The sequence below is a fragment of the Pediococcus stilesii genome, assembly GCF_001437075.1.
Lineage (GTDB): Bacteria > Bacillota > Bacilli > Lactobacillales > Lactobacillaceae > Pediococcus > Pediococcus stilesii.
Genome location: NZ_JQBX01000006.1, coordinates 56,900 through 79,646 on the forward strand (window position 1 = coordinate 56,900; position 22,747 = coordinate 79,646).

The 22,747-nt window shown below is 38.1% G+C and carries 25 protein-coding genes; 18 read left to right on the plus strand and 7 right to left on the minus strand.

Annotated elements, in window-relative coordinates; translation table 11 throughout:
- The first annotated feature begins 10 nt into the window (after nucleotides 1–10).
- The 9 genes from atpD (at nucleotide 11) to IV81_RS03770 (ending at nucleotide 6,949) form a co-directional block, all read left to right on the plus strand.
- The gene (gene atpD / locus IV81_RS03730) at nucleotides 11–1,417 is read left to right on the plus strand and encodes a F0F1 ATP synthase subunit beta (protein ID WP_057802422.1); all 1,407 of its coding nucleotides are present in this window, start codon (nucleotides 11–13) and stop codon (nucleotides 1,415–1,417) included.
- An 11-nt stretch (nucleotides 1,418–1,428) separates the two neighbouring features.
- Entirely contained in the window at nucleotides 1,429–1,848 is a 420-nt protein-coding gene (locus IV81_RS03735; protein WP_057802424.1) for a F0F1 ATP synthase subunit epsilon, read from the plus strand.
- A gap of 117 nt (nucleotides 1,849–1,965) precedes the next feature.
- Nucleotides 1,966–2,190: a DUF1146 family protein gene (locus IV81_RS03740; protein WP_201780914.1), complete on the plus strand. Its 225-nt coding sequence runs from the start codon at nucleotides 1,966–1,968 to the stop codon at nucleotides 2,188–2,190.
- A 13-nt stretch (nucleotides 2,191–2,203) separates the two neighbouring features.
- Nucleotides 2,204–2,458, plus strand: a complete 255-nt coding sequence (yidD, locus tag IV81_RS03745) for a membrane protein insertion efficiency factor YidD (protein ID WP_057802427.1) — start codon at nucleotides 2,204–2,206, stop codon at nucleotides 2,456–2,458.
- An 8-nt stretch (nucleotides 2,459–2,466) separates the two neighbouring features.
- Nucleotides 2,467–2,688, plus strand: a complete 222-nt coding sequence (locus IV81_RS03750; protein ID WP_057802429.1) for a DUF2969 domain-containing protein — start codon at nucleotides 2,467–2,469, stop codon at nucleotides 2,686–2,688.
- 15 nt (nucleotides 2,689–2,703) lie between these two features.
- A complete protein-coding gene (locus tag IV81_RS03755) occupies nucleotides 2,704–3,918 on the plus strand; it encodes an FtsW/RodA/SpoVE family cell cycle protein (RefSeq protein ID WP_057802431.1) in 1,215 nt (404 codons plus the stop codon).
- A 489-nt stretch (nucleotides 3,919–4,407) separates the two neighbouring features.
- A complete protein-coding gene (locus tag IV81_RS03760; RefSeq protein WP_057802433.1) occupies nucleotides 4,408–5,445 on the plus strand; it encodes a methionine ABC transporter ATP-binding protein in 1,038 nt (345 codons plus the stop codon).
- Nucleotides 5,435–6,118: a methionine ABC transporter permease gene (locus IV81_RS03765; RefSeq protein WP_057802435.1), complete on the plus strand. Its 684-nt coding sequence runs from the start codon at nucleotides 5,435–5,437 to the stop codon at nucleotides 6,116–6,118. Before IV81_RS03760 ends, IV81_RS03765 begins: the two co-directional genes overlap by 11 nt.
- 15 nt (nucleotides 6,119–6,133) lie before the next feature.
- Nucleotides 6,134–6,949 (plus strand): MetQ/NlpA family ABC transporter substrate-binding protein, encoded by an 816-nt coding sequence (locus IV81_RS03770; RefSeq protein ID WP_057802437.1) that lies wholly within the window; start codon nucleotides 6,134–6,136, stop codon nucleotides 6,947–6,949.
- 83 nt (nucleotides 6,950–7,032) lie between these two features.
- Here IV81_RS03770 and IV81_RS03775 read toward each other — a convergent pair whose 3' ends face one another.
- A complete protein-coding gene (locus IV81_RS03775; protein ID WP_057802439.1) occupies nucleotides 7,033–8,388 on the minus strand; it encodes an aspartate aminotransferase family protein in 1,356 nt (451 codons plus the stop codon).
- A 185-nt stretch (nucleotides 8,389–8,573) separates the two neighbouring features.
- On the opposite strand from IV81_RS03775, the gene IV81_RS03780 reads away from it, so the two are divergent.
- The 4 genes from IV81_RS03780 to IV81_RS03795 are packed head-to-tail and all read left to right on the plus strand — an operon-like array spanning nucleotide 8,574 to nucleotide 11,349.
- Nucleotides 8,574–8,945 carry a GntR family transcriptional regulator gene (locus tag IV81_RS03780; RefSeq protein ID WP_057802441.1) on the plus strand — a complete coding sequence of 124 codons (372 nt, stop codon included), beginning with the start codon at nucleotides 8,574–8,576 and terminating at the stop codon, nucleotides 8,943–8,945.
- Nucleotides 8,942–9,808, plus strand: coding sequence for an ATP-binding cassette domain-containing protein (locus IV81_RS03785; RefSeq protein WP_057802442.1), 867 nt, complete (start codon nucleotides 8,942–8,944; stop codon nucleotides 9,806–9,808). Before IV81_RS03780 ends, IV81_RS03785 begins: the two co-directional genes overlap by 4 nt.
- On the plus strand, nucleotides 9,801–10,589 hold the full coding sequence (locus IV81_RS03790; RefSeq protein WP_057802444.1) for a hypothetical protein: 789 nt from the start codon (nucleotides 9,801–9,803) through the stop codon (nucleotides 10,587–10,589). Before IV81_RS03785 ends, IV81_RS03790 begins: the two co-directional genes overlap by 8 nt.
- Before the next feature lie 4 nt (nucleotides 10,590–10,593).
- The gene (locus IV81_RS03795; RefSeq protein WP_057802446.1) at nucleotides 10,594–11,349 is read left to right on the plus strand and encodes a DUF975 family protein; all 756 of its coding nucleotides are present in this window, start codon (nucleotides 10,594–10,596) and stop codon (nucleotides 11,347–11,349) included.
- Nucleotides 11,350–11,377: 28 nt separating this feature from the next.
- Here the strand turns inward: IV81_RS03795 and IV81_RS03800 are convergent, their stop codons facing one another.
- Complete coding sequence (locus IV81_RS03800; RefSeq protein ID WP_057802448.1) at nucleotides 11,378–12,808, minus strand: APC family permease; 1,431 nt, start codon at nucleotides 12,806–12,808, stop codon at nucleotides 11,378–11,380.
- A gap of 152 nt (nucleotides 12,809–12,960) precedes the next feature.
- Between IV81_RS03800 and IV81_RS03805 the strand changes: the two genes are divergently transcribed.
- The 3 genes from IV81_RS03805 to IV81_RS03815 all read left to right on the plus strand — a co-directional run bounded on the left by IV81_RS03805 (nucleotide 12,961) and on the right by IV81_RS03815 (nucleotide 15,735).
- Nucleotides 12,961–13,935 carry a DUF2785 domain-containing protein gene (locus IV81_RS03805; RefSeq protein ID WP_057802450.1) on the plus strand — a complete coding sequence of 325 codons (975 nt, stop codon included), beginning with the start codon at nucleotides 12,961–12,963 and terminating at the stop codon, nucleotides 13,933–13,935.
- 127 nt (nucleotides 13,936–14,062) lie between these two features.
- Complete coding sequence (locus IV81_RS03810; RefSeq protein WP_057802452.1) at nucleotides 14,063–15,118, plus strand: D-alanine--D-alanine ligase family protein; 1,056 nt, start codon at nucleotides 14,063–14,065, stop codon at nucleotides 15,116–15,118.
- 47 nt (nucleotides 15,119–15,165) lie between these two features.
- Nucleotides 15,166–15,735 carry a DNA-3-methyladenine glycosylase I gene (locus tag IV81_RS03815; RefSeq protein WP_057802454.1) on the plus strand — a complete coding sequence of 190 codons (570 nt, stop codon included), beginning with the start codon at nucleotides 15,166–15,168 and terminating at the stop codon, nucleotides 15,733–15,735.
- Nucleotides 15,736–15,877: 142 nt separating this feature from the next.
- On the opposite strand, the gene IV81_RS03820 is transcribed toward IV81_RS03815, so the two are convergent.
- The 5 genes from IV81_RS03820 to IV81_RS03840 all read right to left on the minus strand — a co-directional run bounded on the left by IV81_RS03820 (nucleotide 15,878) and on the right by IV81_RS03840 (nucleotide 19,557).
- Nucleotides 15,878–16,333, minus strand: coding sequence for a universal stress protein (locus IV81_RS03820; protein WP_057802456.1), 456 nt, complete (start codon nucleotides 16,331–16,333; stop codon nucleotides 15,878–15,880).
- A 66-nt stretch (nucleotides 16,334–16,399) separates the two neighbouring features.
- Nucleotides 16,400–16,678: a hypothetical protein gene (locus IV81_RS03825; RefSeq protein ID WP_057802458.1), complete on the minus strand. Its 279-nt coding sequence runs from the start codon at nucleotides 16,676–16,678 to the stop codon at nucleotides 16,400–16,402.
- Nucleotides 16,679–16,948: 270 nt separating this feature from the next.
- Complete coding sequence (locus IV81_RS03830) at nucleotides 16,949–18,226, minus strand: replication-associated recombination protein A (RefSeq protein WP_057802460.1); 1,278 nt, start codon at nucleotides 18,224–18,226, stop codon at nucleotides 16,949–16,951.
- Between the two features lie 54 nt (nucleotides 18,227–18,280).
- A complete protein-coding gene (gene rpsD / locus IV81_RS03835) occupies nucleotides 18,281–18,889 on the minus strand; it encodes a 30S ribosomal protein S4 (protein ID WP_057802462.1) in 609 nt (202 codons plus the stop codon).
- A gap of 182 nt (nucleotides 18,890–19,071) precedes the next feature.
- Nucleotides 19,072–19,557, minus strand: coding sequence for a GAF domain-containing protein (locus IV81_RS03840; RefSeq protein ID WP_057802464.1), 486 nt, complete (start codon nucleotides 19,555–19,557; stop codon nucleotides 19,072–19,074).
- A 162-nt stretch (nucleotides 19,558–19,719) separates the two neighbouring features.
- Between IV81_RS03840 and ezrA the strand changes: the two genes are divergently transcribed.
- Both ezrA and IV81_RS03850 read left to right on the plus strand, forming a co-directional pair.
- Nucleotides 19,720–21,429, plus strand: coding sequence for a septation ring formation regulator EzrA (gene ezrA / locus IV81_RS03845; protein WP_057802465.1), 1,710 nt, complete (start codon nucleotides 19,720–19,722; stop codon nucleotides 21,427–21,429).
- A 157-nt stretch (nucleotides 21,430–21,586) separates the two neighbouring features.
- The gene (locus IV81_RS03850) at nucleotides 21,587–22,741 is read left to right on the plus strand and encodes a cysteine desulfurase family protein (protein ID WP_057802468.1); all 1,155 of its coding nucleotides are present in this window, start codon (nucleotides 21,587–21,589) and stop codon (nucleotides 22,739–22,741) included.
- The last annotated feature ends 6 nt before the right edge of the window (nucleotides 22,742–22,747 follow it).

Here is a 22,747-nt window from a genome sequence, read left to right on the forward strand (position 1 = left end):
ATTAAACGATATGAGTACTGGTAAAGTTGTTCAAGTTATCGGACCAGTTATCGACGTTGAATTTCCCCTTGACGAAGAATTACCAACTATTAACAATGCTTTGAATATTAAAAAATCAGACGGTACTGTCCTAGTTTCTGAGGTAACCCTTGAATTAGGTGATGGTGTAGTAAGAACTATCGCCATGGATGGAACGGATGGACTACAGCGTGGTCTTGATGTTGAAGATACTGGAGATTCAATTAAGGTACCAGTTGGTAAAGAAACACTTGGTCGTGTTTTTAACGTCTTGGGTGACACTATCGACGGCGGTAAAGAACTTGGCCCCGATATAAAGCGTGATCCAATTCATCGTGATCCACCGGATTATGACGAGTTGAATCCAAGTACAGAAGTTCTTGAAACAGGTATTAAAGTTATTGATCTTCTTGCACCATATATTCGTGGTGGTAAGATTGGTCTTTTCGGAGGTGCCGGAGTTGGTAAAACCGTATTAATTCAAGAACTAATTCATAATATTGCACAAGAACATAATGGTATTTCAGTCTTTACCGGTGTTGGTGAACGAACACGTGAAGGTAATGACTTATACTTCGAAATGAAGGGATCAGGAGTTCTTGATCGTACGGCCATGGTGTATGGTCAGATGAATGAGCCGCCTGGGGCTCGTATGCGAGTTGCCTTGACTGGTTTAACAATCGCGGAACATTTCCGTGATGTTGAGGGACAGGATGTGTTGTTGTTTATTGATAACATTTTCCGGTTCACGCAAGCAGGTTCAGAAGTTTCGGCTCTATTAGGTCGAATTCCTTCTGCCGTTGGTTATCAACCAACACTTGCAACAGAAATGGGACAACTTCAGGAACGAATAACCTCGACTAAGAAGGGATCAGTTACATCAATTCAGGCTGTTTATGTTCCTGCCGATGACTATACTGATCCTGCTCCAGCAACAACGTTTGCCCATTTGGATGCAACTACTAACTTGGAACGTAGTTTGACACAACAAGGAATTTATCCTGCTGTGGATCCTTTGGCATCAACATCGACAGCGCTTGATCCTGAAATCATCGGAGATGAACACTACGAAGTCGCTACTGACGTTCAACATGTTCTTCAACGATATAAAGAATTGCAAGATATTATTTCAATTCTTGGTATGGATGAGTTATCAGATGAAGAAAAAACAGTTGTTGCTCGAGCACGTCGAATTCAACTATTCTTATCTCAAGACTTTAGTGTTGCGGCTCAATTTACTGGTCTTCCTGGACATTACGTAAAAATTGAGGATACAATTGCTGGATTCAAGGGAATTCTTGATGGTAAATATGATGATTTACCAGAAGAAGCATTCCGTTTAGTTGGTTCAATTGATGACGTGGTTGAAAAGGCTAAAAAAATTAGTGCTGCAGAATAGGAGGGATCTAATTGGCTGAAAATTCGGTATTAACAGTCAGTATTGTTACTCCTGATGGTCAAATTTACGATGATGACCAAGTTACTATGTTAGTGGTTAATACTAAGGAAGGTGAATTAGGAATTTTACCTAATCACGTTCCTGTAATTGCCGCTTTAGCGATTGATGAAGTGCGAATGAAGCACGGTCAAGACGAAGATGTAGTAGCGGTAAATGGTGGATTCGTTGAGTTTTCTGAAAATACTGCTACGGTAGTGGCTGACACGGCTGAAAATCAATCTGATATTGATGTCGCTCGTGCCGAAAGCGCCAAAAAACGGGCAGAGGCTACGATTCGTAAAGCACAACAAGCACATGACAACAGTGAATTACGTCGTGCACAAATTTCACTCCGTCGTGCAATTAATCGAATTAATGTTTCCAAACATTAATCCGCTAATTGAATGCTCTAAAACGCTCATTTCAAATGGGCGTTTTTTTGTGTCTAAAATGATAATTTCGCCCCAGTTTCTGGTACAATATTAATTGTATGAATTTTGGAGGAAATTATGTTGGGAATTCAATCAGTGATCACCTTAATTTGCTATTTGTTTTTTATTCTAGTATCTTTTTGGAGTATTCAAGCTATTCCATTTTATAAGTTTATGGGAAAATATGAAAATCAAGCAAAAGTCTTAATTGTTCTTTTGTCAGTAGTAATTGGGTATACAGTAAGCACTTTTTTCTTGAATTTAATTACGACAATTGAAAACCTTGTATTTTTAGTAAAATAAGGATAGGTATTAAATGAAAAAAATTATGCTGTTAATGATTCGTGGATACCAGAAGTTTATTTCGCCTCTGTTTCCACCGTCCTGTAGGTATTATCCAACGTGCTCAAACTATACATTTCAAGCTATCAAAAGGTTTGGCGCACTAAGAGGAATGATGATGGGGACTGCACGAATTCTAAGATGTAATCCATTTGTTAGAGGCGGATATGATCCGGTTCCCGATAATTTTTCACTAAAACGAAATCAAAAAAAGAACCATAAAAATTAGGAGTAAACATGTCAAAAAAAGAAAAGAAATTTGAAATCGAAATTAAAGAAACTAAGGAAAACGAGTCGCGTGTGAATGAAGTCTATATTGATGGACGAATGATTGGACGAATTTCTCAAATAAATGATAAGAATTTTGTTGCGTCTAATCAAAATGGAGAAATGCGTGTAAAATCTATTGACGAAGGGATTCAGTGGGTAATCGCTGAGTTTAATCTACATTCGATATAGAAAGGGGCTACCGCGATGGAAAAAAATGATTCTCGGGTTGCTCGAAAGGATGATAGTTCAAGAATTGATTACGGAATTATCTTTCCAGTGCTTATGCTGGCCATTATTGGTTTAGCATCCATCTACGTAGCTACAACGCATGATACAAGTGCAACTAGCATCCTTCGTCAAGTTTTTTCACAATTAATTTGGTACATTCTTGGAATTATAATTGTAGCGGTAATTATGCGGTTTGACGCCAAGCAATTATGGCGTTTGGCACCGTTAGCGTACGGGGTTGGGTTATTTTTACTATTTTTAGTGCTCTTCTTTTATAGTCGTTCTTACGCAGCCAATACGGGAGCAAAAAGTTGGTTTGCAATTGGATCGCTTACCTTTCAACCCTCTGAAGTAATGAAGCCAGCGTACATATTAATGATGGCTAGAATTATTACCCTCTATAATTCAAAAGTGAAAGTTAGAACGGTACGGACCGATTGGAAACTGATTGGTACAATGATTTTATGGACTTTGCCCATACCAGTGTTACTTTTACTACAACATGATTTTGGGACAACGTTAGTTTTTATTGCTATTTTTGTCGGTCTGGTAGTGGTGTCAGGTGTGACATGGAGGATCCTGATTCCATCATTTGTGGGAATGGTCATTTTAGGGAGTTCGACCTTAATGCTAGTCGCAACATCGTGGGGGAGAACGTTACTCGAAAAGGTGGGCTTCGAAGCATATCAATTTGCGCGAGTTGATAATTGGTTGCATCCCGCATCGGATACTACAAACTCAGGCTATCAATTGTGGCAAAGTATGAAAGCTATTGGTTCAGGACAGCTGTTTGGCAAAGGGTTTAATGTTTCTAATGTTAACGTTCCTGTTCGTGAGTCGGATATGATTTTCTCCGTAATCGGTGAAAATTTTGGTTTTGTAGGCAGCGTATTGGTGGTCGGTTTATACTTTCTGTTGATTTATAAAATTTTGCAAGTTATCTTTGATACGAAAAATGAATTTTATGCCTACGTTGCTACCGGCGTAATTATGATGATTTTATTCCATGCGTTTGAAAATATTGGAATGAACATTGGTTTACTACCATTAACGGGGATTCCGTTACCGTTTGTTAGTGCAGGAGGATCAGCTTTAATTGGTAACATGGTCGGAATTGGTTTGATTATGTCCATGCGGTATCACTACTACTCTTACAGTAAGACGAGTCTGGAGCAACAAGCTGATTTTTAGAGGCTTCTAAAATCTTCAACATGACGTTGAAACGCATCAAGTCAAGCCTGAAAAATGGTTGGGTAAGCGTATGGTGATAACATTTTTAGAAAAGTGAAAGGTTGAAGACACGACGATGGTCATCATTCCTTTCACTTTTTTTAATTTAGTGTTGACAGTGTACAATGAGGAATGTATACTTTAGCATATTAACAGAGCATTAAAGAAAGATGAGTAAACGAGCTTACCTACGCCTAGAGAGTTTCCGGTTGGTGAAAGGAAATCGAGGAAGCCGTTGAAGATGGTCTTTAGTTATTTCAGCTAAGTCTGTGAGCCATGTGTTAGCAGACAATGGGTGCGCCCAATATAGCGCGAGGGTTGATTGACCCGTAGAGTTCACTGTACGTGAGGCAGTGAAAAATTAAGGTGGTAACACGACAAGCTTTCGTCCTTAACATAGTATTAACTATGTTTGGACGAAAGCTTTTTGTTTGTAAGGGAGGATTAGGTTTGATTGAATTTAAGGATGTTTCAAAGACATTTGAAACAAAAGAGGGTACCGTTCATGCAATTAAAGATGTTAATTTAAAAATTGAGAACGGAAAGATATATGGAATCATTGGTTACTCAGGGGCCGGAAAAACAACTTTAATTCGAATGCTAAATGGATTAGAAAAACCAACAACCGGCAGTGTTGATATCAACGGGGTTGAAATTAACCGACTTGATGCGAAAAATTTAAGGGTTCAGCGACATAAAATTGGTATGATCTTTCAACATTTTAATTTATTATGGTCGCGGACAGTTATCGAGAACATCATGTTCCCGCTGGAAATCGCAGGTGTTGATAGAACCCAGCGTCAAAAAAAAGCGCAAGAATTAATCGAACTTGTTGGGTTAAGTGGTAAAGAAGATATGTATCCGGCTTCGCTTTCCGGAGGACAAAAACAACGAGTAGGTGTAGCTAGAGCCTTAGCAAACGATCCAGAAATTTTACTGTCAGATGAGGCCACCAGCGCGTTGGACCCAGAAACTACGGATGAAGTTTTAGATCTGCTGTTGGATATCAAAAAGCGTTTAAACATAACAATTGTTTTAATTACACATGAGATGCATGTGATTCGTAAAATATGTGACAATGTGGCCGTTCTGGATGGTGGAAAAATTATTGAAGAGGGCGAAGTCTTAAACGTCTTCAAAAATCCACAACAACCATTAACCAAACGATTTGTTTCTGCGGAAGCGGACCCTAGTCGACAGGAGACGGAAGTTGTCTTAGATGAATTAGTAACTAAATATCCGGATGGCCGAATTATTCGTTTAACATTTCATGGTGACCAAGCCAAATTACCAATTGTTTCGGAAATGGTTCATGAATTTCCAGAGGTTTCGCTTAATATTATAGCCGGTAACATTAAACAGACCAGAGAAGGATCGATTGGAACGTTATACTTGCAAATTACGGGACCTACAGAGCAGTTAGATGGTTCCGTTGAATTTCTTAAAAATTTGAGAGTAGAAACAGAGGTGATTAAAGATGAGCAGTAGTTCTTTCTTCAATTTTAGCTCGGTTGATTGGGCTGAAATGGGTAGTGCAACTTGGGAAACAATTTGGGTAACTTTGATTTCGGTAATTTTTACGGCAGTTATTGGCTGTCTAATTGGACTACTACTTTTCGAGACGAAAGATAGCAAAAGTATCGGCGTCAGAGGAATCAATTGGATTGTCTCACTATTTGTTAACGTATTTAGATCAATCCCCTATATTATCTTAATTGTTGTCCTAATTCCATTTACAAATTCAATTGTTCACACGATTGTAGGTCCGGTGGCGGCACTACCATCACTAATTTTATCAGCGGCACCGTTCTTTGGTCGAATTGTAGAAATGTCGTTTAGAGAAATTGATCAAGGTATTTTAGAAGCAGCAGAGGCAATGGGAGCAAATCGATGGACCGTCATTTTTAAAGTTCTCTTACCAGAAAGCTTGCCCGCATTAGTTTCAGGGTTAACAGTTACCGCAATTTCACTTGTTGGCTATACGGCAATGGCTGGAGCAATTGGAGCGGGTGGACTTGGAGCTTTGGCTTATAATAATGGATTTTTACAATATAATGGAACCATTATATTTGTTGCAACGGTTCTGATTGTATTGTTCGTATTCTTCCTCCAATGGGTTGGAGATTGGTTAGTTAAAAAAATTGATAAGCGAGTTGTTTAAAAAGGAGAGGTTATTATGAAGAAAAGTAGAGTTTTAACAGCAATTACGGTAGCCGTAACGGCACTAGTCTTAGCCGCTTGTGGAAGTACAGCCAAGAAGACGACGACGATTACGGTTGGCGCGTCACCAACACCACATGCTGAAATTTTAAAACATGTGCAGCCTGAACTAAAAAAGGAAGGCGTTGATCTGAAGATAAAGCAATTCCAAGACTACGTGTTGCCAAATAAAGCGTTAGCCTCTAAGGATATTGATGCAAATTACTTCCAACACACGCCCTTCTTAAAGGAATGGAATAGTAAGAACAAGGGAAACCTAGTCAGTGCCGGCTCAATTCATTTGGAACCAATTGCTGTTTATTCAAAGAAATATAAATCTCTAAAAGATTTACCAAAGAATGCAACAGTTTTAGTAAGTAATAATGTTGCTGATTACGGCCGTGTTCTTCAAATTTTTAAGGATGCGGGCTTGATTACTTTGAAGGCCGGTACAGATATTACTAGTGCAACCTTTAAGGATATCGCAACTAATAAAAATAATATTAAATTTAAAACGGGCTATGAACCTAAATTAATGCCTCAATTGTTTAATAATAAACAAGGTGATGCAGAAGTAATTAATTCAAATTATGCCGTTCAAGCTAAATTAAATCCAACTAAAGATGCAATTGCGGTTGAAAAATCGTCATCACCATATAGTAATATTATCGCGATTCGTCCTGATGAAAAGAACAACAAGGCAATTAAAAAGTTGGTTAAAGTATTAAAATCTAAATCAACACAAGACTGGATTAAGAAGCACTTCAAAGGCGCAGTACAACCGGTCGAATAGCTAAAAACTAAACTTTGATGGATGGAGTTAAAAACGAGGAAACATGGATGCTTATATCGTGTTTCCTCGTTTTTTAATTTAATCTACCATCCCATCGCTTGTAATTTAGATGGGATCTGAATTTGGTTATTGTGTGCGGCTTTAAATGCCTTTTTAAGTACAAGCAGTGCATGATCGAGTTCTGCTCTAGTAATGGTTAAAGGGGGCTGAAAACGTAAAACATTGCCTCCTAGTGTAATTAGTAAAACACCATGTTGAAATGCATAAAAAATAATTTTGTTGGCTAATTCAGGGTTGGGATTTTTGTCATGAGGATTGTCGACTAGCTCAATTCCTCCATTCAAACCAAACATTCGAATATCGCCGATTGTTGGATAAAGTTTTTGCAGTTCGGTAAACTTTTTCTTAACGTAAAAGCCATCTTTTAACGATTTCGCTGCTAGATTTTGTTTTTCTAAAATGTCTAGGGTTGCCAATGAAGCGGCACAGCATACTGGATTAGCGGCGGTTGTAAAAACGTGGCCAGATGATGCTAGGCTATCCATAATTTCAGATTTGCCAATGACAGCGCTCAGTGGCATTCCAGAGGCAAGTGACTTTCCAGTTGAAATTAAATCAGGTTCAATTCCTGGATAATTTTCAATTCCCCACATGTGGCCAGAACGCCCCAGACCTTGATTAATTTCATCATCGGCAAAAAGAATTCCATGTTGGCGACAAAAATCATACACCAGATTAAAATATAGTGCCGGAGCTTTAATGATTCCAGCATCTCCTTGAATTGGTTCAACAATCACACAGGCAGTTTCTTCCGGTGAAAGATAATGGTCAAAAATTTGTTTGAAATATGTAAAATAACGATTGGCAACGTCATCATCACTTTCACCTTCGTTTCGCCGGTAAAGATCGGGGAAAGGAACGTGAATAACGTCCGGAAGAAGCGGCCCAACACCTTTTGACATGTTTGTAGTTAATGCCGAAAGTGATAGCGCACCGAAAGTTGAACCATGGTAGGCATTAATAAAAGATACGACGTAAGGACGTTTAGTATAAGCTCTCGCATATTTAATAATACCGTCGTTAGCATCCGAGCCGGAGTTTCCAAATGAAACTTTTTTCGGTGAAGAACCCGGAGCCATCTTACTGAGACGTTCTGCTAAAATTTGTTCAGGTTGATGATGAAAATATCCGGGAGTATAGTGGATTAATTTGGCCGCTTGTTTTTGAATCGCTTCGACGACCGTTGGTTGATTGTGTCCGACGTTGGCGGCCGAAGCGCTTGCAAGCAAGTCTAAGTAGGTGTTGCCGTCGACATCTGTCAAAGTAGCATTATGGGCAGACTCAATGACAAGATTGAAGTATTCAATTCGTGCGGCTGATGAAAAATAGTGGCGTTCATTTTCGATAAGTTTATCTGATAGCTCATGATTGATTTTCATATAGGAACCTCCTTAATGTTAAATGAGAAAATTATAATATTTTTATAATTAAAATTCAATTTTATTTTAATTATATTTTTAAAACGATTTTGTTGTTGAATCCAATTGACATTTGAGCGAATAACCCATATAGTTAGTTACACGAGTAATTAAGTACTATTAATTAAAATTTGAAGGTGGATTTTATGCAGTTTAATTTTAATAGCAGTGAACCAATCTATCTCCAAGTCGCCCAACAGATTGAAGATGCAATCTTTACGGGTGGTTTTAAAGAAGGGGAACAAATTCCTTCAACGACTGAGATTTCGAAAGAGTTCCATATCAACCCGGCCACCGTATTAAAAGGGATGAATCAGTTAGTTTCGAGAAAGTTGTTGGAAAAACATCGCGGGGTTGGTATGTTTGTATCTAATGGAGCAAATGAACGAATCACTTTGAATCGACAACAAAACTTCTATAATAAGTATGTGATAGGGGTCGTTAAAGAAGCTTCACGGCTTAATATAGATGAAGCAGATTTAAAAAAACTAATTAAACAGGGGTATCAGTCTTTATGAAGGGAATTGAAGTACGACAGGTTACAAAATCGTTTGATAAGCAAATGATTTTAAATGGGATCGGTTTGACAATTGAGCCCAATAAAATATATGGGCTACTGGGGCGGAACGGCGCTGGAAAGAGCACGCTGCTTAATCTGCTAGTAAACCGAATTCCAGTTGATCTGGGAGAAATTAGAATTGATAATGAAACAATTAAGGACAATGATGAACAACTAGCAAAAATGTTTTTAATGAGCGAGGTCAATCTTTACCCTAAAAATGCTAAAGTTAAGGACATTTATAAATGGACCGAGAAATTTTATGGCGGGTTTGATTTTGAGTTGGCAACTAATCTTAGTAAGCAATTCGGGTTACGAACTAATACCGTTTTTAATAAACTATCGACGGGATATCGGACGATAATGAAGCTAATTGTCTCACTTTCAGTTCCCGTTGAATACGTCTTTTTGGATGAGCCAGTTTTAGGTTTAGACGCCAGTCATCGTGATCTTTTCTACAACGCCTTAGTTGAGAGTTATGCTGAAAATCCACGAACATTTGTCATCTCGACACATTTAATCGAAGAAATTGCTAACTTGGTTGAACATGTTTTGGTGATTGATAACGGCCGGTTAATTATTGATGATGCAACTGAAAAAGTACTTTCGAACGCATATATGATTAGTGGTCCGGAAGATAAGGTCGATGAATATACCGAAGGATTAAATGTGATTGGTAGTGATAAGCTAGCACGTATTAAGGCTAGTTATGTTTTTGGAACGTTGAATAATAAACCAATTCCTGACCTGATTAATATTGATAAGATGGACTTACAGACACTTTTTGTCAACTTAACGAGCGGGGGAAGTAATAATGAATAAAACAGTACAAGTTATTAAATACGATTTAAGCTACTTCCTTCGACTGATATTAATTGTTTACGCGTGGATGTTGGGGTTATTTGTTTTGTTACCTACGACGATTCATTTAATTGGATCAGGTACCAAAGGGGTTTTGAATACCGTTTCCATTAGCTTCTCCATTGCGTCTACTGGTGCGGTGCTAGTGAATGCCGCACTACTATTTTACTTTGGCTTTTTAACGTATGAACGATTCTCGTTCTTAATTCAAAATGGGATTTCAAGAAGAACTGGTTGGGCTGCAAAGGTAGTTTCGTTATCAATTATTTCGTTAATTGCGACGGTTTATGACTTTATCATTAGTATGTTTTCATTGCTTGACGGTGATGGATACAACGCTATTCCTTACCTTTCACTATATGGACACTTTTTCCGCTCACAAATTCCCAACATGGTCATGATGGTGATTGTGACATTTATTTTTATGTTAACTGTTGCAATTATTGGAATGGTCGTGGGATCCTTTTTCTCGCTACTAACGAGAAGACATCAAAAGGGGGCTTTGATTACCGCTCCAATTATTGTGATTCTTTTGTTTACAGTACTTAGCAGGGCCATCCGAAGTAAGTTAATTTCCTTCACCGCAATTGAAAACTTCTCAAAGTTTTTGATCGGATATTCCAAAACAATGGGAAACTTTAATCCATTTGTTCCAAGCATGATTATGGTAGTATTGATTATAATATCCTTAATCATTTCGCGAGGACTAAATACTAAGTTGAAAATTAAGCGGGGAGAGTGATTTGATGGAACATGCAAGCATTCATGATTTAAAAAAGAGCGTCTTAGGACGATATAAGGGAAGCTGGTTTGCGGTAATCAAGGCTAACATTATTCCGATTGTCGCAGCGGTTATTACAGGTATTTTAATTATGGGGGCCACTCTGACGGTTGCCTACATGTTCGGACAGATAAGTGGCAATGATATAAATCAATTGATGTATGGAAACAGTACAGAGCCAGGTGGTTATTCGAGACCAAATGTTGCGATGGAGTTTTTATTTAATGCCATCACAATGTTCATTGCGGTGGGAATCCAATATGGAATATTAGACTGGCTAAGAAATGCTCAACAAGCTCCTTCCTGGAACACGGCTTTTCAGACTTTTACAAGAAAGTACTTTGTTTCGACGTTAGCGATTTATATTTTTCAATTTATTTTTGAATTATTGTGGTCATTTCTGTTTTTGATTCCGGGACTAATAAAAATCTATTCATATTCACAAGCATATTTTCTTTATAAAGATGCCGAAGAGCGAAATCTAAGTGGTGATTATGAATTTATTAACTTTATTACTTTTAGTCGCCGATTAATGAACGGAAATAAGGGTCGATTATTCTTATTACAGCTATCGTTGGTCGGCTGGTACATTTTAAGTGTTGCATCTTTTGGAATTGGTTTTATCTGGTTCGTACCATATAAAAATGGACTGTATGCTGCATTTTATAAAGATCTTGTTGAAAAAAATGGTTCAAAAGTTTTACCCGAATTATTCAAATAAAAAAAGTAGGTCTAGTGACCTACTTTTTTTATTTTTGCGTTAAATAGGAGTGGCGACGGCCATATACAGCGTAGATAAGAACTCCAATTACAAACCAAATTAATGAATAAAGTTTGGCCTGGATATCTAAGCCCCAAAATACGGCTAGAGAGCCTAAAAATGAGATTGCAGGTAAAACTGGGTACAGAGGCATTTTAAAGGCCGGAACGGCGATATCTTTTCCTTCACGTGGACGAAGGGCATAGATCCCTAACGAAACGAACATAAATGCAATTAATGTCCCTGCTGAGATAAGTTGTGCAAGAAAAGCAAAGGGGAACATTGATCCAATCACCACACCAATAATTGTTAAAAATAGAAGGGCATGGTTGGGAAGCTTTTTAGAATTTAATTGGCCAAGCCATTTGGGTAGCATTCCGTCGCGACCAAATGAATAAAGCAGTCTGGATCCAGCCATCATCATCCCGATCAAAGCGGTAAACATTCCGACTACGGCAATAGCTTGAACTACGCCGGCGACTATTCCGTGGCCCGATTCTCTTAAAGCCCATCCAACGGGTTCTGCATTTCCGGCATACTTTGTATAATGGAACATTCCAACTAGGACTAAAGCAACGGCCACAAAAAGTGCAACGGCAATCGCCAATGATCCTAAAATTCCACGCGGCATGGTTTTCTCTGGGTTCTTAGCCTCACCGGCATTAGCCGCAATGGAATCAAAACCAATATATGATAGAAAAATCATTGAAACACCGGAATAAATACCTTGCCAACCACCAAAGGCAGTGCCATCAGCGTTGGGATGATATTTTGGAATAAACGGTAGATAGTTTTCAACATGAATTGCAGATAGTCCGACGACCACAAATACAAGAATTGCGATGACTTTTAAAACGACCAGTGCATTTTCGACACGAGCTGCTTCTGAAGTTCCATGAGCAAGCAGTAGCGCAATAAGAACAATCACAATTAAAGCAATAATATCGATAATCCCACCATTAGTACCTAATGGGTTAGCTAACTGAGCGGGAATAATCACGCCAACTGAGGAAATAAGTCCCCTAAAGTTAGCTGAAAGTCCCGAAGCAACGAAAGCGACAGCGATGAAATACTCAGCTAGTAGCGCCCAGCCTGCAATCCAGCCGAATCCCTCGCCAAAGATAACATTGATCCATGAATATGCCGAACCGGCAAACGGCATTGCAGAAGCCATTTCAGCATAGGCAAAAGCGACTAATCCGGCAACAATCGCGGCAACTAAAAACGAAAGTGTTACGGCGGGGCCGGCATGTTGTGCTGCAACAACTCCTGGAAGTGTAAAAATCGAAGTTGATACGATTGTGCCAACACCTAAAGCCAAAAAATCTTTGACTTCTAATGTTCTTGAAAGATGTGAATCTTTGTCTTCATAAATTGAAGGATTTTCTTTTCTGATAAAATTTTTAATGAAACTACCCATTGGTATACCCCCTGATACTTTTGATTGAACTATCATAACATATTTTTTCATTATTTTTTAATGTTTAACTAAATAAAAGTGGGACAGGACAAATTGTTTTTAAAGATAGGTCATCGTGTTAAAATCAAGTTAATACTTAGGAGGATGAGCGCGTGGATACCATTAATGAAACTCGTAACAAAATAGAAGGATTAAGAATTGATCTTCAAATTGGCAAAATTTTCTCTTCGTTAGGACGTTCAACTGGGAAAATAATTGATGCGGCAAAACAAAATCTGCCTCAAACGGATGTTACACTGCCAGATGATGGCGTTCAAATTATGGATTTACTTCAACAACTTCGAGAAGATTTAGGCAAGGGACAATTAGACGCAGTAACTAACGATGAATTAACTGCTATATTGGACCATTTAGGATCACCCAACCCAATCATTCGTGATAAAGGGGCGTTCTACATTTTCAACGATTTAGTTCAAAACCAAGTTCTTTCAAAAGAACAACTAATTCTTGCATTTGATCGATTAACCAGTGATGAAATGTTACTTTCACATATTAATGAAAAAGAAAATGACGCAGTTTTTCTAAGGTCATTTTCAGTGATGTTGATTTCAACGTTGATTTATATTGACCGAGCCGGAGAAACTTTCATCGATAACGAGCGAAAAAATAAATTAGTAGAACAGATTGCTTTGTATATCACACTTGAAAACGATACAAGAGGATTTGATGAACGGCATGGCTGGATTCACGCCTATACGCACATTGGTAATGTTCTAGACGAGTTAGCCAGTGATAATGATTTAATCCGAGCTGATAAAATATTATTAATGAGTGTTTTAATTGAAAAATATCGAAGATTAAAAACGCCATTAATTTTTGGTGAAGCCGGCAGGTTAGCCGTGTATATTGCAGACCAATTAGAGGAAGACGATGTTTATCAGCAATTTCTTTTAATTGAGCTCAGAGAGTGGCGGCGATCGCTTGCTTCCGCGCAAGTTAGAGAGACCGCCGGGATGTGGAACGCAATTTTTAATCGTCAGCGGCTACTACAGGCAATGATATTGAATCCCAATATGGCAAAGGCAATTGTTGAATACCTTGAAGATTCAAATGATTTTACAATGTAGGACAAAATTTTTAAACTTTTATCACCTCATTTATTGGTTATATGATATACTGAAGGTTCAATAAACGTTAGATAATTGGCGGAGCAAACGAATGGTTTGTAATTATCTTGCATACGAGGTGGAAAAAATGAAAATTGCTGTACTTGCTGGCGGAAAGAGTACGGAGCGAAATGTGTCGCTTTCTTCCGGATCGAAGATTACGAACGCTTTACGCTCAAAGGGATACGATGCAACAATGATTGACTTATTCTTGGGATACGAACTCGAGAAAGGTCAAAATGTCGAAGATATATTTAAGACAAGCAATACGAGCACCGATTATGAAATTAACGATGACGTATTAACCGACGCGGATATTGAAAAACTTCGTACAGATGGCACGGTAGGATTGTTCGGAAAAAATGTTTTACGGATCCTCCAAGCTGCTGACTTTGTTTTTTTAGCTTTACACGGTGGAGATGGTGAGAATGGTAAAGTTCAAGCTGTTTTAGATCTTAACAATATTAAGTATACAGGTAGTGGGTCACTTGCATCGGGGATTGCGATGGATAAGGCGATTTCTAAGGAAATTATGCTTTATAATGACATTAAGACGGCTAAGTTCTCGGTCTTGCATGAGGAAGATGGGATTCATCCTCAACTAGATTTTGGATATCCAATGGTTGTTAAACCAAATAATGGTGGATCAAGTATCGGTACGAGAATTGTTCATGATGATAAAGAGTTAGCCGAATCGTTGAGCGATGCCTATCGGTTCGATGATGAGATCATTGTTGAAGAATTTATTACTGGTCGAGAATTTTCACTAGGTGTTGTTAATGGGGAAGCTATGCCAGCAATTGAAATTGTTGTAAATGATGGTTGGTATGATTATGAACATAAGTTCCAGACTGGTTCAACGACTCAGTTTATTACGCCTCCAAACATCGACGAAGATGTTCACAGTGAAATGAAACGAGTAGCGGTTCAGACAATGGCCGTTTTAGGAATGACTAATTATGGTCGGGTTGATTTCCTAACTAACGAGACTGGTGTGTATGTAATCGAAGCTAATAATTTACCAGGGATGACACCACTTTCCCTACTACCTCAGGAAGCTGAAGCTGCGGGTATTAGTTATGAAGATTTATGTGAGAGCATTGTTCTTGGAAAACAAAAGCTATACAAGCAACTAGAAAAATAATGCTAGAAGCCTCTTTCAGAGTATTTATCTCTGAAGGGGGCTTTTTTATGAAACAAAGATGCCAATGGGCTGATAAAAGTTTAATATTGCAAGAATATCATGATAATTACTGGGGGAAACCGGTCTTTAGCAATCAAGAATTGTTTCAGAACTTATCGATCCAAGTTTTACAGTCGGGATTAAACTTTGAGGTTGTGTTGTCTAAATTGTCAAACATATTAGACGCATTTGATAATTTTTCTGTAGTAAAAGTTTCTAGATACAATGAAAAAGATCTCCAACGTTTGCTTCACGATGGTGGAATTATTAAGAATGAGCGAAAAATTAAGGCAATTATCAAAAATGCAAAGTTGATTGCTGATATGTCGGCTAATGGCGAATCTTTTTCGGATTTTTTATGGGCGCAAGTGGATTTTGTTCCAGTTAATATTTATCAGAGGTGGAATTCTAAAATGAACTTGGAGCATCCCGTATCCGGAAGAATTTGTACAGAGCTAAAAAAACGTGGATTTGATTTTATCGGTCCGGTAAATATTAGCTTTTTTCTACAGGCAAGTGGGATTATCAATGCTCATTGGATCAACTGTGAGTATTATCGAAAGCGATGGGTGGAGTAAATAATTCGCTTGTCTCTTAGACAAGGCACCTTGAATGGTAATTAAATTAAACCAATTAAAAAGTAGAAATGGCAGAGAACATTGTTCACTACGATTTCTACTTTTTATTCATTCTTAATTTAAAAATAATGCTACTTGATCACTATTTATTTTCTAAGTCAGTCCGAACGACTAACACATCACAAATGGCCGTTCTTGTGACGTACTCGGTTACTGAACCAATTAATAGGCGTTCTACGGCATTCAAACCGGTGGCTCCGATCATGATTAGATCAGTATGAAGCTCTTTTGGAACATCTTGAGAAATTACAACCTTTGGTGAACCGTATTCGATCGAGTATGCGACGTTTTCTAAACCATCGTTCTTAGCTTCTTCGATGTATCGATCAAGAGTCTTCTTGGCTGTTTCAGTGACTTGTTCAACCATAGCAGTATCGAAGCTTGAAATATTTTGAAAAGCCCGGGTGTCTACAACGTGTAATAAATGTAATTCAGCACCATCGTTTCGTTTCGCCACGGCCACCGCTTTTTTAAATGCTAATTCGGCTTCTTTGGAACCATCAACTGGAACAAGAATATGTTTATATTGTTGTGTCATAACATAACCACCCCTATCTATTTACCTCAATTGTACGTTAAAAATGGGAAAATAAAAAGGAATTTGCTATAAAAATTTTAATAAGAATAATAAGGTACCAGTTGTAGAAAAGATTCCAAGAATGAGACCAACTAGAATCGCAAAGGTGTTGCCAGTTAAACCAAGGAGTAGAATAATAATTCCAATCCCCATTAGAAGTTTACCAATAAAATTAAGTGACTTACTTAAGAGGGGAGTGGTGGAAGGTTTAAACATCATAAAGTCAACAACGCGGTGTTTAAATAAATAATAACCAATGTAGACAACGATGATTGCAAAAATTGACATAAGAAGCTGAATAATCATAAGATTCCTACTTTCACTGAAAATTAAAAAAACCCCACAAAATGTGGGGCAAAGAACTTTGAGTATCGATCATATCGGCCAGTATCTAACCCAAGTATACTTAGGTGGGTACACATACCCAAAGCAGCATGTTTCCTAATAGAAGGCCTACAATTCGCTTGCGATCCGTGTTCCCTTTTAGATGTTTGTTGGAAGAATATGAAACCAATACTTTCGAGTACCTAAGAACTTCGTATTAATAATACTATATAAATTCAGGAATTGGCAATATTAATGTCCTGAATTTTGCGCTTTTTTTAATGTTTTATATTGATCTCGAATTTTTTGTTCAAAATTACTATTTCCTTTAGCATCAAAATACTGCGCTTTTTTTAGTAAGTCAGGTAAATATTGCTGAGGAACCCAGTCGTTATCATAATCGTGGGGATACTTATAGTCAATACCGTGACCTAATGCTTTGGCACCTTTATAATGGGCATCGCGTAAATGATCGGGGACCTCGCCAATATGTCCACTTTGGATATCGGTGAGTGCGTTATCAATCGCCACCATTGCGGAATTTGATTTTGGTGAAACACAAAGTTCAATAACAGCGTTTGCAAGAGGAATTCGCGCTTCTGGTAGGCCGACGTGTTCGGCTGCAGTTACGGCTGAAACGGTTCGTTGACATACCGGTGGATTTGCAAGTCCAACGTCTTCGTAAGCAATTATGAGAAGGCGACGAATGACACTTTGTAAATCTCCACTTTCCAATAAACGTGCCATATAATGTAACGCAGCGTCTGTGTCACTGCCGCGGATTGATTTTTGGAAAGCTGAAATAACATCATAATGACCGTCGCCGTCTTTATCTTGAGTCAATGCTCTTTTTTGCAAACACTCTTCAATAATTTCCAAAGTTAAATGAATGGTACCCTCTGAGTCGGGAGAGGTTGATTTTGCGGCCAATTCGACTGCGTTTAACGCGCTCCGTAGATCGCCATTAGTAGATTCGGAAACAAAGTTCAGTGCAACTTCATCAATTTTAATCGGTAATTCTCCCAGTCCACGTTGTTTATCATCAATTGCAGTCAAAATGGCCTGTTTGATGTCACCTGGCGCTAGGGGAGTGACTTCAAAAATTTGAGTTCGACTTCGAATAGCGGGATTAATGTTAATATACGGATTCTCAGTTGTCGCACCAATTAAAATAATATTTCCATTCTCCAAATGAGGTAAAAGAAAATCTTGTTTAGTTTTATCCAGCCGATGAATTTCATCTAAAAGTAAAATAACAGTACCACTTAATTTAGCTTCCTCTGCGACAATCTGGAGGTCCTTCTTAGAATCGGTTGCGGCGTTTAAAATTCGAAATGCATATTTTGTTGAACCAGCAATTGCACTAGCAATGCTGGTTTTTCCCGTTCCAGGAGGACCGTATAAAATCATTGAAGATAGTAGTTTGGCTTTGACCATCCGATTGATTATTTTGCCAGGTCCAACTAAATGTTGTTGGCCTACAATTTCATTAATTGTGCGAGGTCGCATTCGATATGCTAATGGTTGCATTATCTCTCCTAAATTTGGTAAATAAAAAAAGCGGCGCGAGGCCGCTTGTTTTTATTAAAGCTTGTTGTAGTATTCAACGATAAGTGAATCATCAACGTCTGCTTCAAGTTCATCACGTTCTGGAAGACGAACGAGGGAACCTTCCAACTTGTCAGCGTCAAACTGAACAAATTGTGGACGACCAACAACGGCTTCAACAGCTTCGTTGATAATCTTAAGATCTTTTGATTTTTCACGAACGCCAATGACTTGGCCAATTTCAACTTCGTAAGAAGGAATATCGACACGCTTGCCATCAACAGTGATGTGACCATGGTTAACAAGTTGACGAGCTTGGCGACGAGTAGTAGCCAAACCTAGACGGTAAACCATGTTATCCAAACGACGTTCAAGTAAAACCATGAAGTTAGTACCAGGAAGACCTTCGCGGATCTTTCCGGCACGAACGAATAGGTTAGAGAATTGACGTTCTGTTAAACCGTACATCATACGTAACTTTTGCTTTTCGCGAAGTTGCATACCATATTCTGAAATTTTACGACGGTTATTTTGACCGTGATCACCAGGAGCGTAGGGACGACGTGCAAGTTCCTTACCTGTACCTGTTAATGAAATACCAAGACGACGTGAAACTTTCCAGCTTGGGCCAGTATATCTAGACATTAAAATATCCTCCAATAAATTGTTTTTGTTGGAGTAAAATAAACAAATGTGGGTTTAGTATTCGTGCAGATTGCTTTGCAAGGTTCACCTGTGCAGCCGCTAAGGTTACTAGTTGACCTAACTATTAGGCAACAATCTGTTGACGAGCTTACCGCCCACCGCTGCATTATTTTACACAAACTCTAGTTTAACGCACTTAAAATGCTACTGTCAATGTGTTTAACCAATGCATCTCTAAAATTGGCCAAAACTGCTTCATCTTCAGCATCAAAACGATTAATGGTTGGAGAATCAATATCTAGAACGCCTATTTTTTGTCCATTAACCGTCAATGGAAGGACGATTTCTGAATTTGAGGCACTATCGCAAGCAATATGCCCCGGAAATTCATGCACATTTTTAACGCGCAAAATTTGATCTTCCTTAAAAGACGTACCACAAACTCCTGTACCATTTTTGATGTGCATACAAGCAACGTTTCCTTGGAATGGGCCAAGGGCTAGTTCGTCTTGGTGCTCATTGTAAAGGTAAAACCCGGCCCAATTGATATCAGTTACTTCACTTTTTAGAAGTGCTGATGCATTAGATAAGTTGGTGATGGTATTAGTTTCGTTAAATAAAAGTGCGTCAATTTGCTCGACAATAATTTGATTTATTGGTTCAGACATGAGAAACCACTTCCTATTACACTTATTTTAATAAAAATCGCTAGTTTAACAGCGTAGCCTGTATGCTATAATTTAAATTAGATTAAATTCTAAATTGAAGACTGTTAAAAAGCAAGTTTTTTAAATACGAATTGAGTGAAGTAAAAAGGATGGGGTTTTAGTATGATCATAGTATTAATTGCAATCATCGTGGTGGCAATTCTTGTGTATTTAGGAATTGTGTCATATCAACGTTATTTACTGAAACAAGTTGAAGACTTATTGAATCGTAAGGCTGATATTGGCGAATCACCGGTTCGAAAAAAATTAATGGAGGTTTCTTCCATGAACCTAACCGGATCGTCTGCGGTCGGGTTAGATAATATTCGAAATGATTATCAGGAAATCATTGATCATCGTTTACCTGAAGTCGAAGATATCGCAAATCATGCTAAGCAAGATATCAATGATATGAAGATTTTTGAAGCTCGTAAAGAGGTGGCAACGGTCAGCGAATCACTTGACGCCATCGATGAAGAAATGCGTCGACTTAGTGATCAATTAGATAACATTAAACGGATTGATCAGGAACAACGGGATGCAGTTAAGATTTTGAGAATGAAATATCAAGAACTTCGCAAGACACTTCTTGCTAAGAATCTTACTCTTGGACCAAGTATTGATCTATTAGAAGAAAAGCTATCTCGATTAGATGATGATTTTGAAACCTTCAGTGAGACAGTTAACTCTGGTGATCATGAAACAGCCGAAACTCAACTTCAAAAGTTAAGGACCAGCACGGAAGAGTTGGAAAGCCAAATTAAGGCAATTCCTGCGTTGTATGAAAACTTGATTAATGTCTTCCCAGACCAAATTGATGAAATTAAAGATGGATACGACCAGTTGATCAATCATAATTATGCCTTTGAAGATGATTTCGTGAAAGATGAACTTAAACAAATTAAGGGTAAAATTTCAGATAATTTGGAAACGCTCAGTAATTTAAGATTGGATGCGGTTCGGGATAATAATAAATCAATTGCAATTCGGATTGATGATTTGTACGATATACTTCAAACGGAAATTGACGCGCGAAAGTCAGTTGAGCACAATTTTAATGTCATTACACGTTTTTTAGATCATGCTGAGAAACAAAACAAAGTTCTCTTAAACGAAATAGAACGACTTGATCAAAGCTATGTTTTGAGCAACGATCAGATTGCGGTTGGACAAAATCTGGATGCACAGTTAAACGAAATTCGGAGCGAACATGATCGAGATACAGAGCAAATTACTAATCAACCAGTTGTTTATTCTGCAATTGTCGACCGATTAAAGGACGAAAATGCACAGTTAAATGAAATTGAAGAGAAGCAGTCTAATCTAAACGATGAACTACAAGGATTGGTTGATAGCGAAAAAGACGCCCGAAAGAGGATGCAACAGTACGACGGAGAAATTCATAACATTAAACGGCATGTCGAAGGGCTGAATCTTCCTGGAATACCTGAAGGATACATGGATTATTTCTTCGTTGTTAGCGACGAGATTGAAAAAGTTGCAAGTGATATGAACCAAGTCCGAATTAATATGGAAATGATTAATCGAGAGCTTGACATGGTTAGCACAGATATCCAAACACTAACGAAAAAAACAACTGACCTAACGGATGATGCGGCAATAAGCGAGTTAGCTATTCAATATGCCAACCGCTACCGGCATTCAGACGAAGAAGTAGATGAAGCTAGTCAGCGTGCTCAAAAACTTTTTGACACGGACCATCGTTATAGTGAAAGTCTATCCGTTATTTCAAAAGCACTTGAACAAATTGAGCCGGGTGCCATGGATAATATTACAGAAAATTATTACCAACAAAAACGAACCGAGTATTAAATTGAATCTGAGCTATCGCTATCGAAGAGGAAGCGGTGGCTTTTTTTACGAATTGAACAGATGGTTAAATTTTTTTGACACGCTTTAAATTTGTAAGTAAAATAATCTGGTATAATCGATTAGTCTTACTGGAAATATAAATGGAGAATGATTTTAAATGATTTATTTTGATAACAGCGCTACAACAAAAGTTGATGACACAGTTTTAGACACTTACCAAAAGGTTAGTGAGAAGATATGGGGAAATCCATCAAGCTTGCATGCAATGGGGGAGACCTCGTTTAACTTGCTAGAGCAATCTCGTAAGCAAATTGCTGATTTGTTAAGTGTTAAACCCCATGAGATTTTTTTTACCAGTGGTGGGACAGAAGGTGATAATTGGGTAATTAAGGGAACCGCAATGGAAAAACGGGCCTATGGAAAACACTTAATTACAACGTCAGTGGAGCATCCGGCGGTTAAGAATTCCATGGAACAATTAGCACAATTGGGGTTTGACATTACTTACTTACCCGTTGATTCAGAGGGAAGGATTAATGTTCAAGATTTGAAAGATGCGATCCGTCCAGATACAATTTTAGTTTCAATTATGGCGATTAATAATGAAATTGGTACAATCCAACCATTATTAGAGGCCGCGGAGGTACTAAAAGAGTATCCTAAAATCCATTTTCACATTGATGCTGTTCAAGGGATTGGTAAGGGAATTCAAACAGCGATCATGAATGATCGGGTCGATTTTGTGACATTTTCGGGACATAAATTTCATGCTCCTCGTGGAATTGGATTCATTTATTCACGCGAAGGGCGTCGAATTGCTCCATTACTAACTGGTGGTGGGCAAGAAAAAAACTTGCGGAGTGGAACAGAAAACCTACCTGCTATTGCTGGAATGGCAAAGGCACTGAGACTTTTGCTGGATGAAGAAGATCAAAAGGTTGCTCAACAAGCGGCTGTTAAAGAGCGGATTTACAATCATGTTACTGCCTTTGAAAAAGTCGTTCCGTTCTCAAAATTAGAGTCTGGTTTTGCACCACATATCCTTTGTTTTGCAATTAAAGGCGTTCGAGGAGAGACAATTGTCCACGCATTTGAGTCACATGGCATCTATATATCGACGACCAGTGCATGTTCTTCTAAAAAACAACAAGCATCCAGTACACTAACTGCAATGCATATTGATACGACAATTTCGACAAGTGCGGTTCGCGTAAGTTTGGATAGTGCTAATACACTGCAGGAAGCGGATGAATTTAATAAAGTTTTTGATCAGTTGTATCAAGAATTTTCAAAAATAAATAAAAATAGCTAGGAGTTA

Coding starts and splice junctions, on each gene's coding strand:
- IV81_RS03755 (WP_057802431.1), top strand. CDS start 2,704: ATGGAAAAAAATGATTCTCGGGTTGCTCGAAAGGATGATAGTTCAAGA.
- IV81_RS03815 (WP_057802454.1), top strand. CDS start 15,166: ATGAAACAAAGATGCCAATGGGCTGATAAAAGTTTAATATTGCAAGAA.
- IV81_RS03780 (WP_057802441.1), top strand. CDS start 8,574: ATGCAGTTTAATTTTAATAGCAGTGAACCAATCTATCTCCAAGTCGCC.
- IV81_RS03830 (WP_057802460.1), bottom strand. CDS start 18,226: ATGCAACCATTAGCATATCGAATGCGACCTCGCACAATTAATGAAATT.
- IV81_RS03850 (WP_057802468.1), top strand. CDS start 21,587: ATGATTTATTTTGATAACAGCGCTACAACAAAAGTTGATGACACAGTT.
- IV81_RS03785 (WP_057802442.1), top strand. CDS start 8,942: ATGAAGGGAATTGAAGTACGACAGGTTACAAAATCGTTTGATAAGCAA.
- IV81_RS03790 (WP_057802444.1), top strand. CDS start 9,801: ATGAATAAAACAGTACAAGTTATTAAATACGATTTAAGCTACTTCCTT.
- ezrA (WP_057802465.1), top strand. CDS start 19,720: ATGATCATAGTATTAATTGCAATCATCGTGGTGGCAATTCTTGTGTAT.
- IV81_RS03800 (WP_057802448.1), bottom strand. CDS start 12,808: ATGGGTAGTTTCATTAAAAATTTTATCAGAAAAGAAAATCCTTCAATT.
- IV81_RS03840 (WP_057802464.1), bottom strand. CDS start 19,557: ATGTCTGAACCAATAAATCAAATTATTGTCGAGCAAATTGACGCACTT.
- IV81_RS03820 (WP_057802456.1), bottom strand. CDS start 16,333: ATGACACAACAATATAAACATATTCTTGTTCCAGTTGATGGTTCCAAA.
- rpsD (WP_057802462.1), bottom strand. CDS start 18,889: ATGTCTAGATATACTGGCCCAAGCTGGAAAGTTTCACGTCGTCTTGGT.
- atpD (WP_057802422.1), top strand. CDS start 11: ATGAGTACTGGTAAAGTTGTTCAAGTTATCGGACCAGTTATCGACGTT.
- IV81_RS03810 (WP_057802452.1), top strand. CDS start 14,063: ATGAAAATTGCTGTACTTGCTGGCGGAAAGAGTACGGAGCGAAATGTG.
- yidD (WP_057802427.1), top strand. CDS start 2,204: ATGAAAAAAATTATGCTGTTAATGATTCGTGGATACCAGAAGTTTATT.
- IV81_RS03775 (WP_057802439.1), bottom strand. CDS start 8,388: ATGAAAATCAATCATGAGCTATCAGATAAACTTATCGAAAATGAACGC.
- IV81_RS03765 (WP_057802435.1), top strand. CDS start 5,435: ATGAGCAGTAGTTCTTTCTTCAATTTTAGCTCGGTTGATTGGGCTGAA.
- IV81_RS03750 (WP_057802429.1), top strand. CDS start 2,467: ATGTCAAAAAAAGAAAAGAAATTTGAAATCGAAATTAAAGAAACTAAG.
- IV81_RS03740 (WP_201780914.1), top strand. CDS start 1,966: ATGTTGGGAATTCAATCAGTGATCACCTTAATTTGCTATTTGTTTTTT.
- IV81_RS03770 (WP_057802437.1), top strand. CDS start 6,134: ATGAAGAAAAGTAGAGTTTTAACAGCAATTACGGTAGCCGTAACGGCA.
- IV81_RS03825 (WP_057802458.1), bottom strand. CDS start 16,678: ATGATTATTCAGCTTCTTATGTCAATTTTTGCAATCATCGTTGTCTAC.
- IV81_RS03795 (WP_057802446.1), top strand. CDS start 10,594: ATGGAACATGCAAGCATTCATGATTTAAAAAAGAGCGTCTTAGGACGA.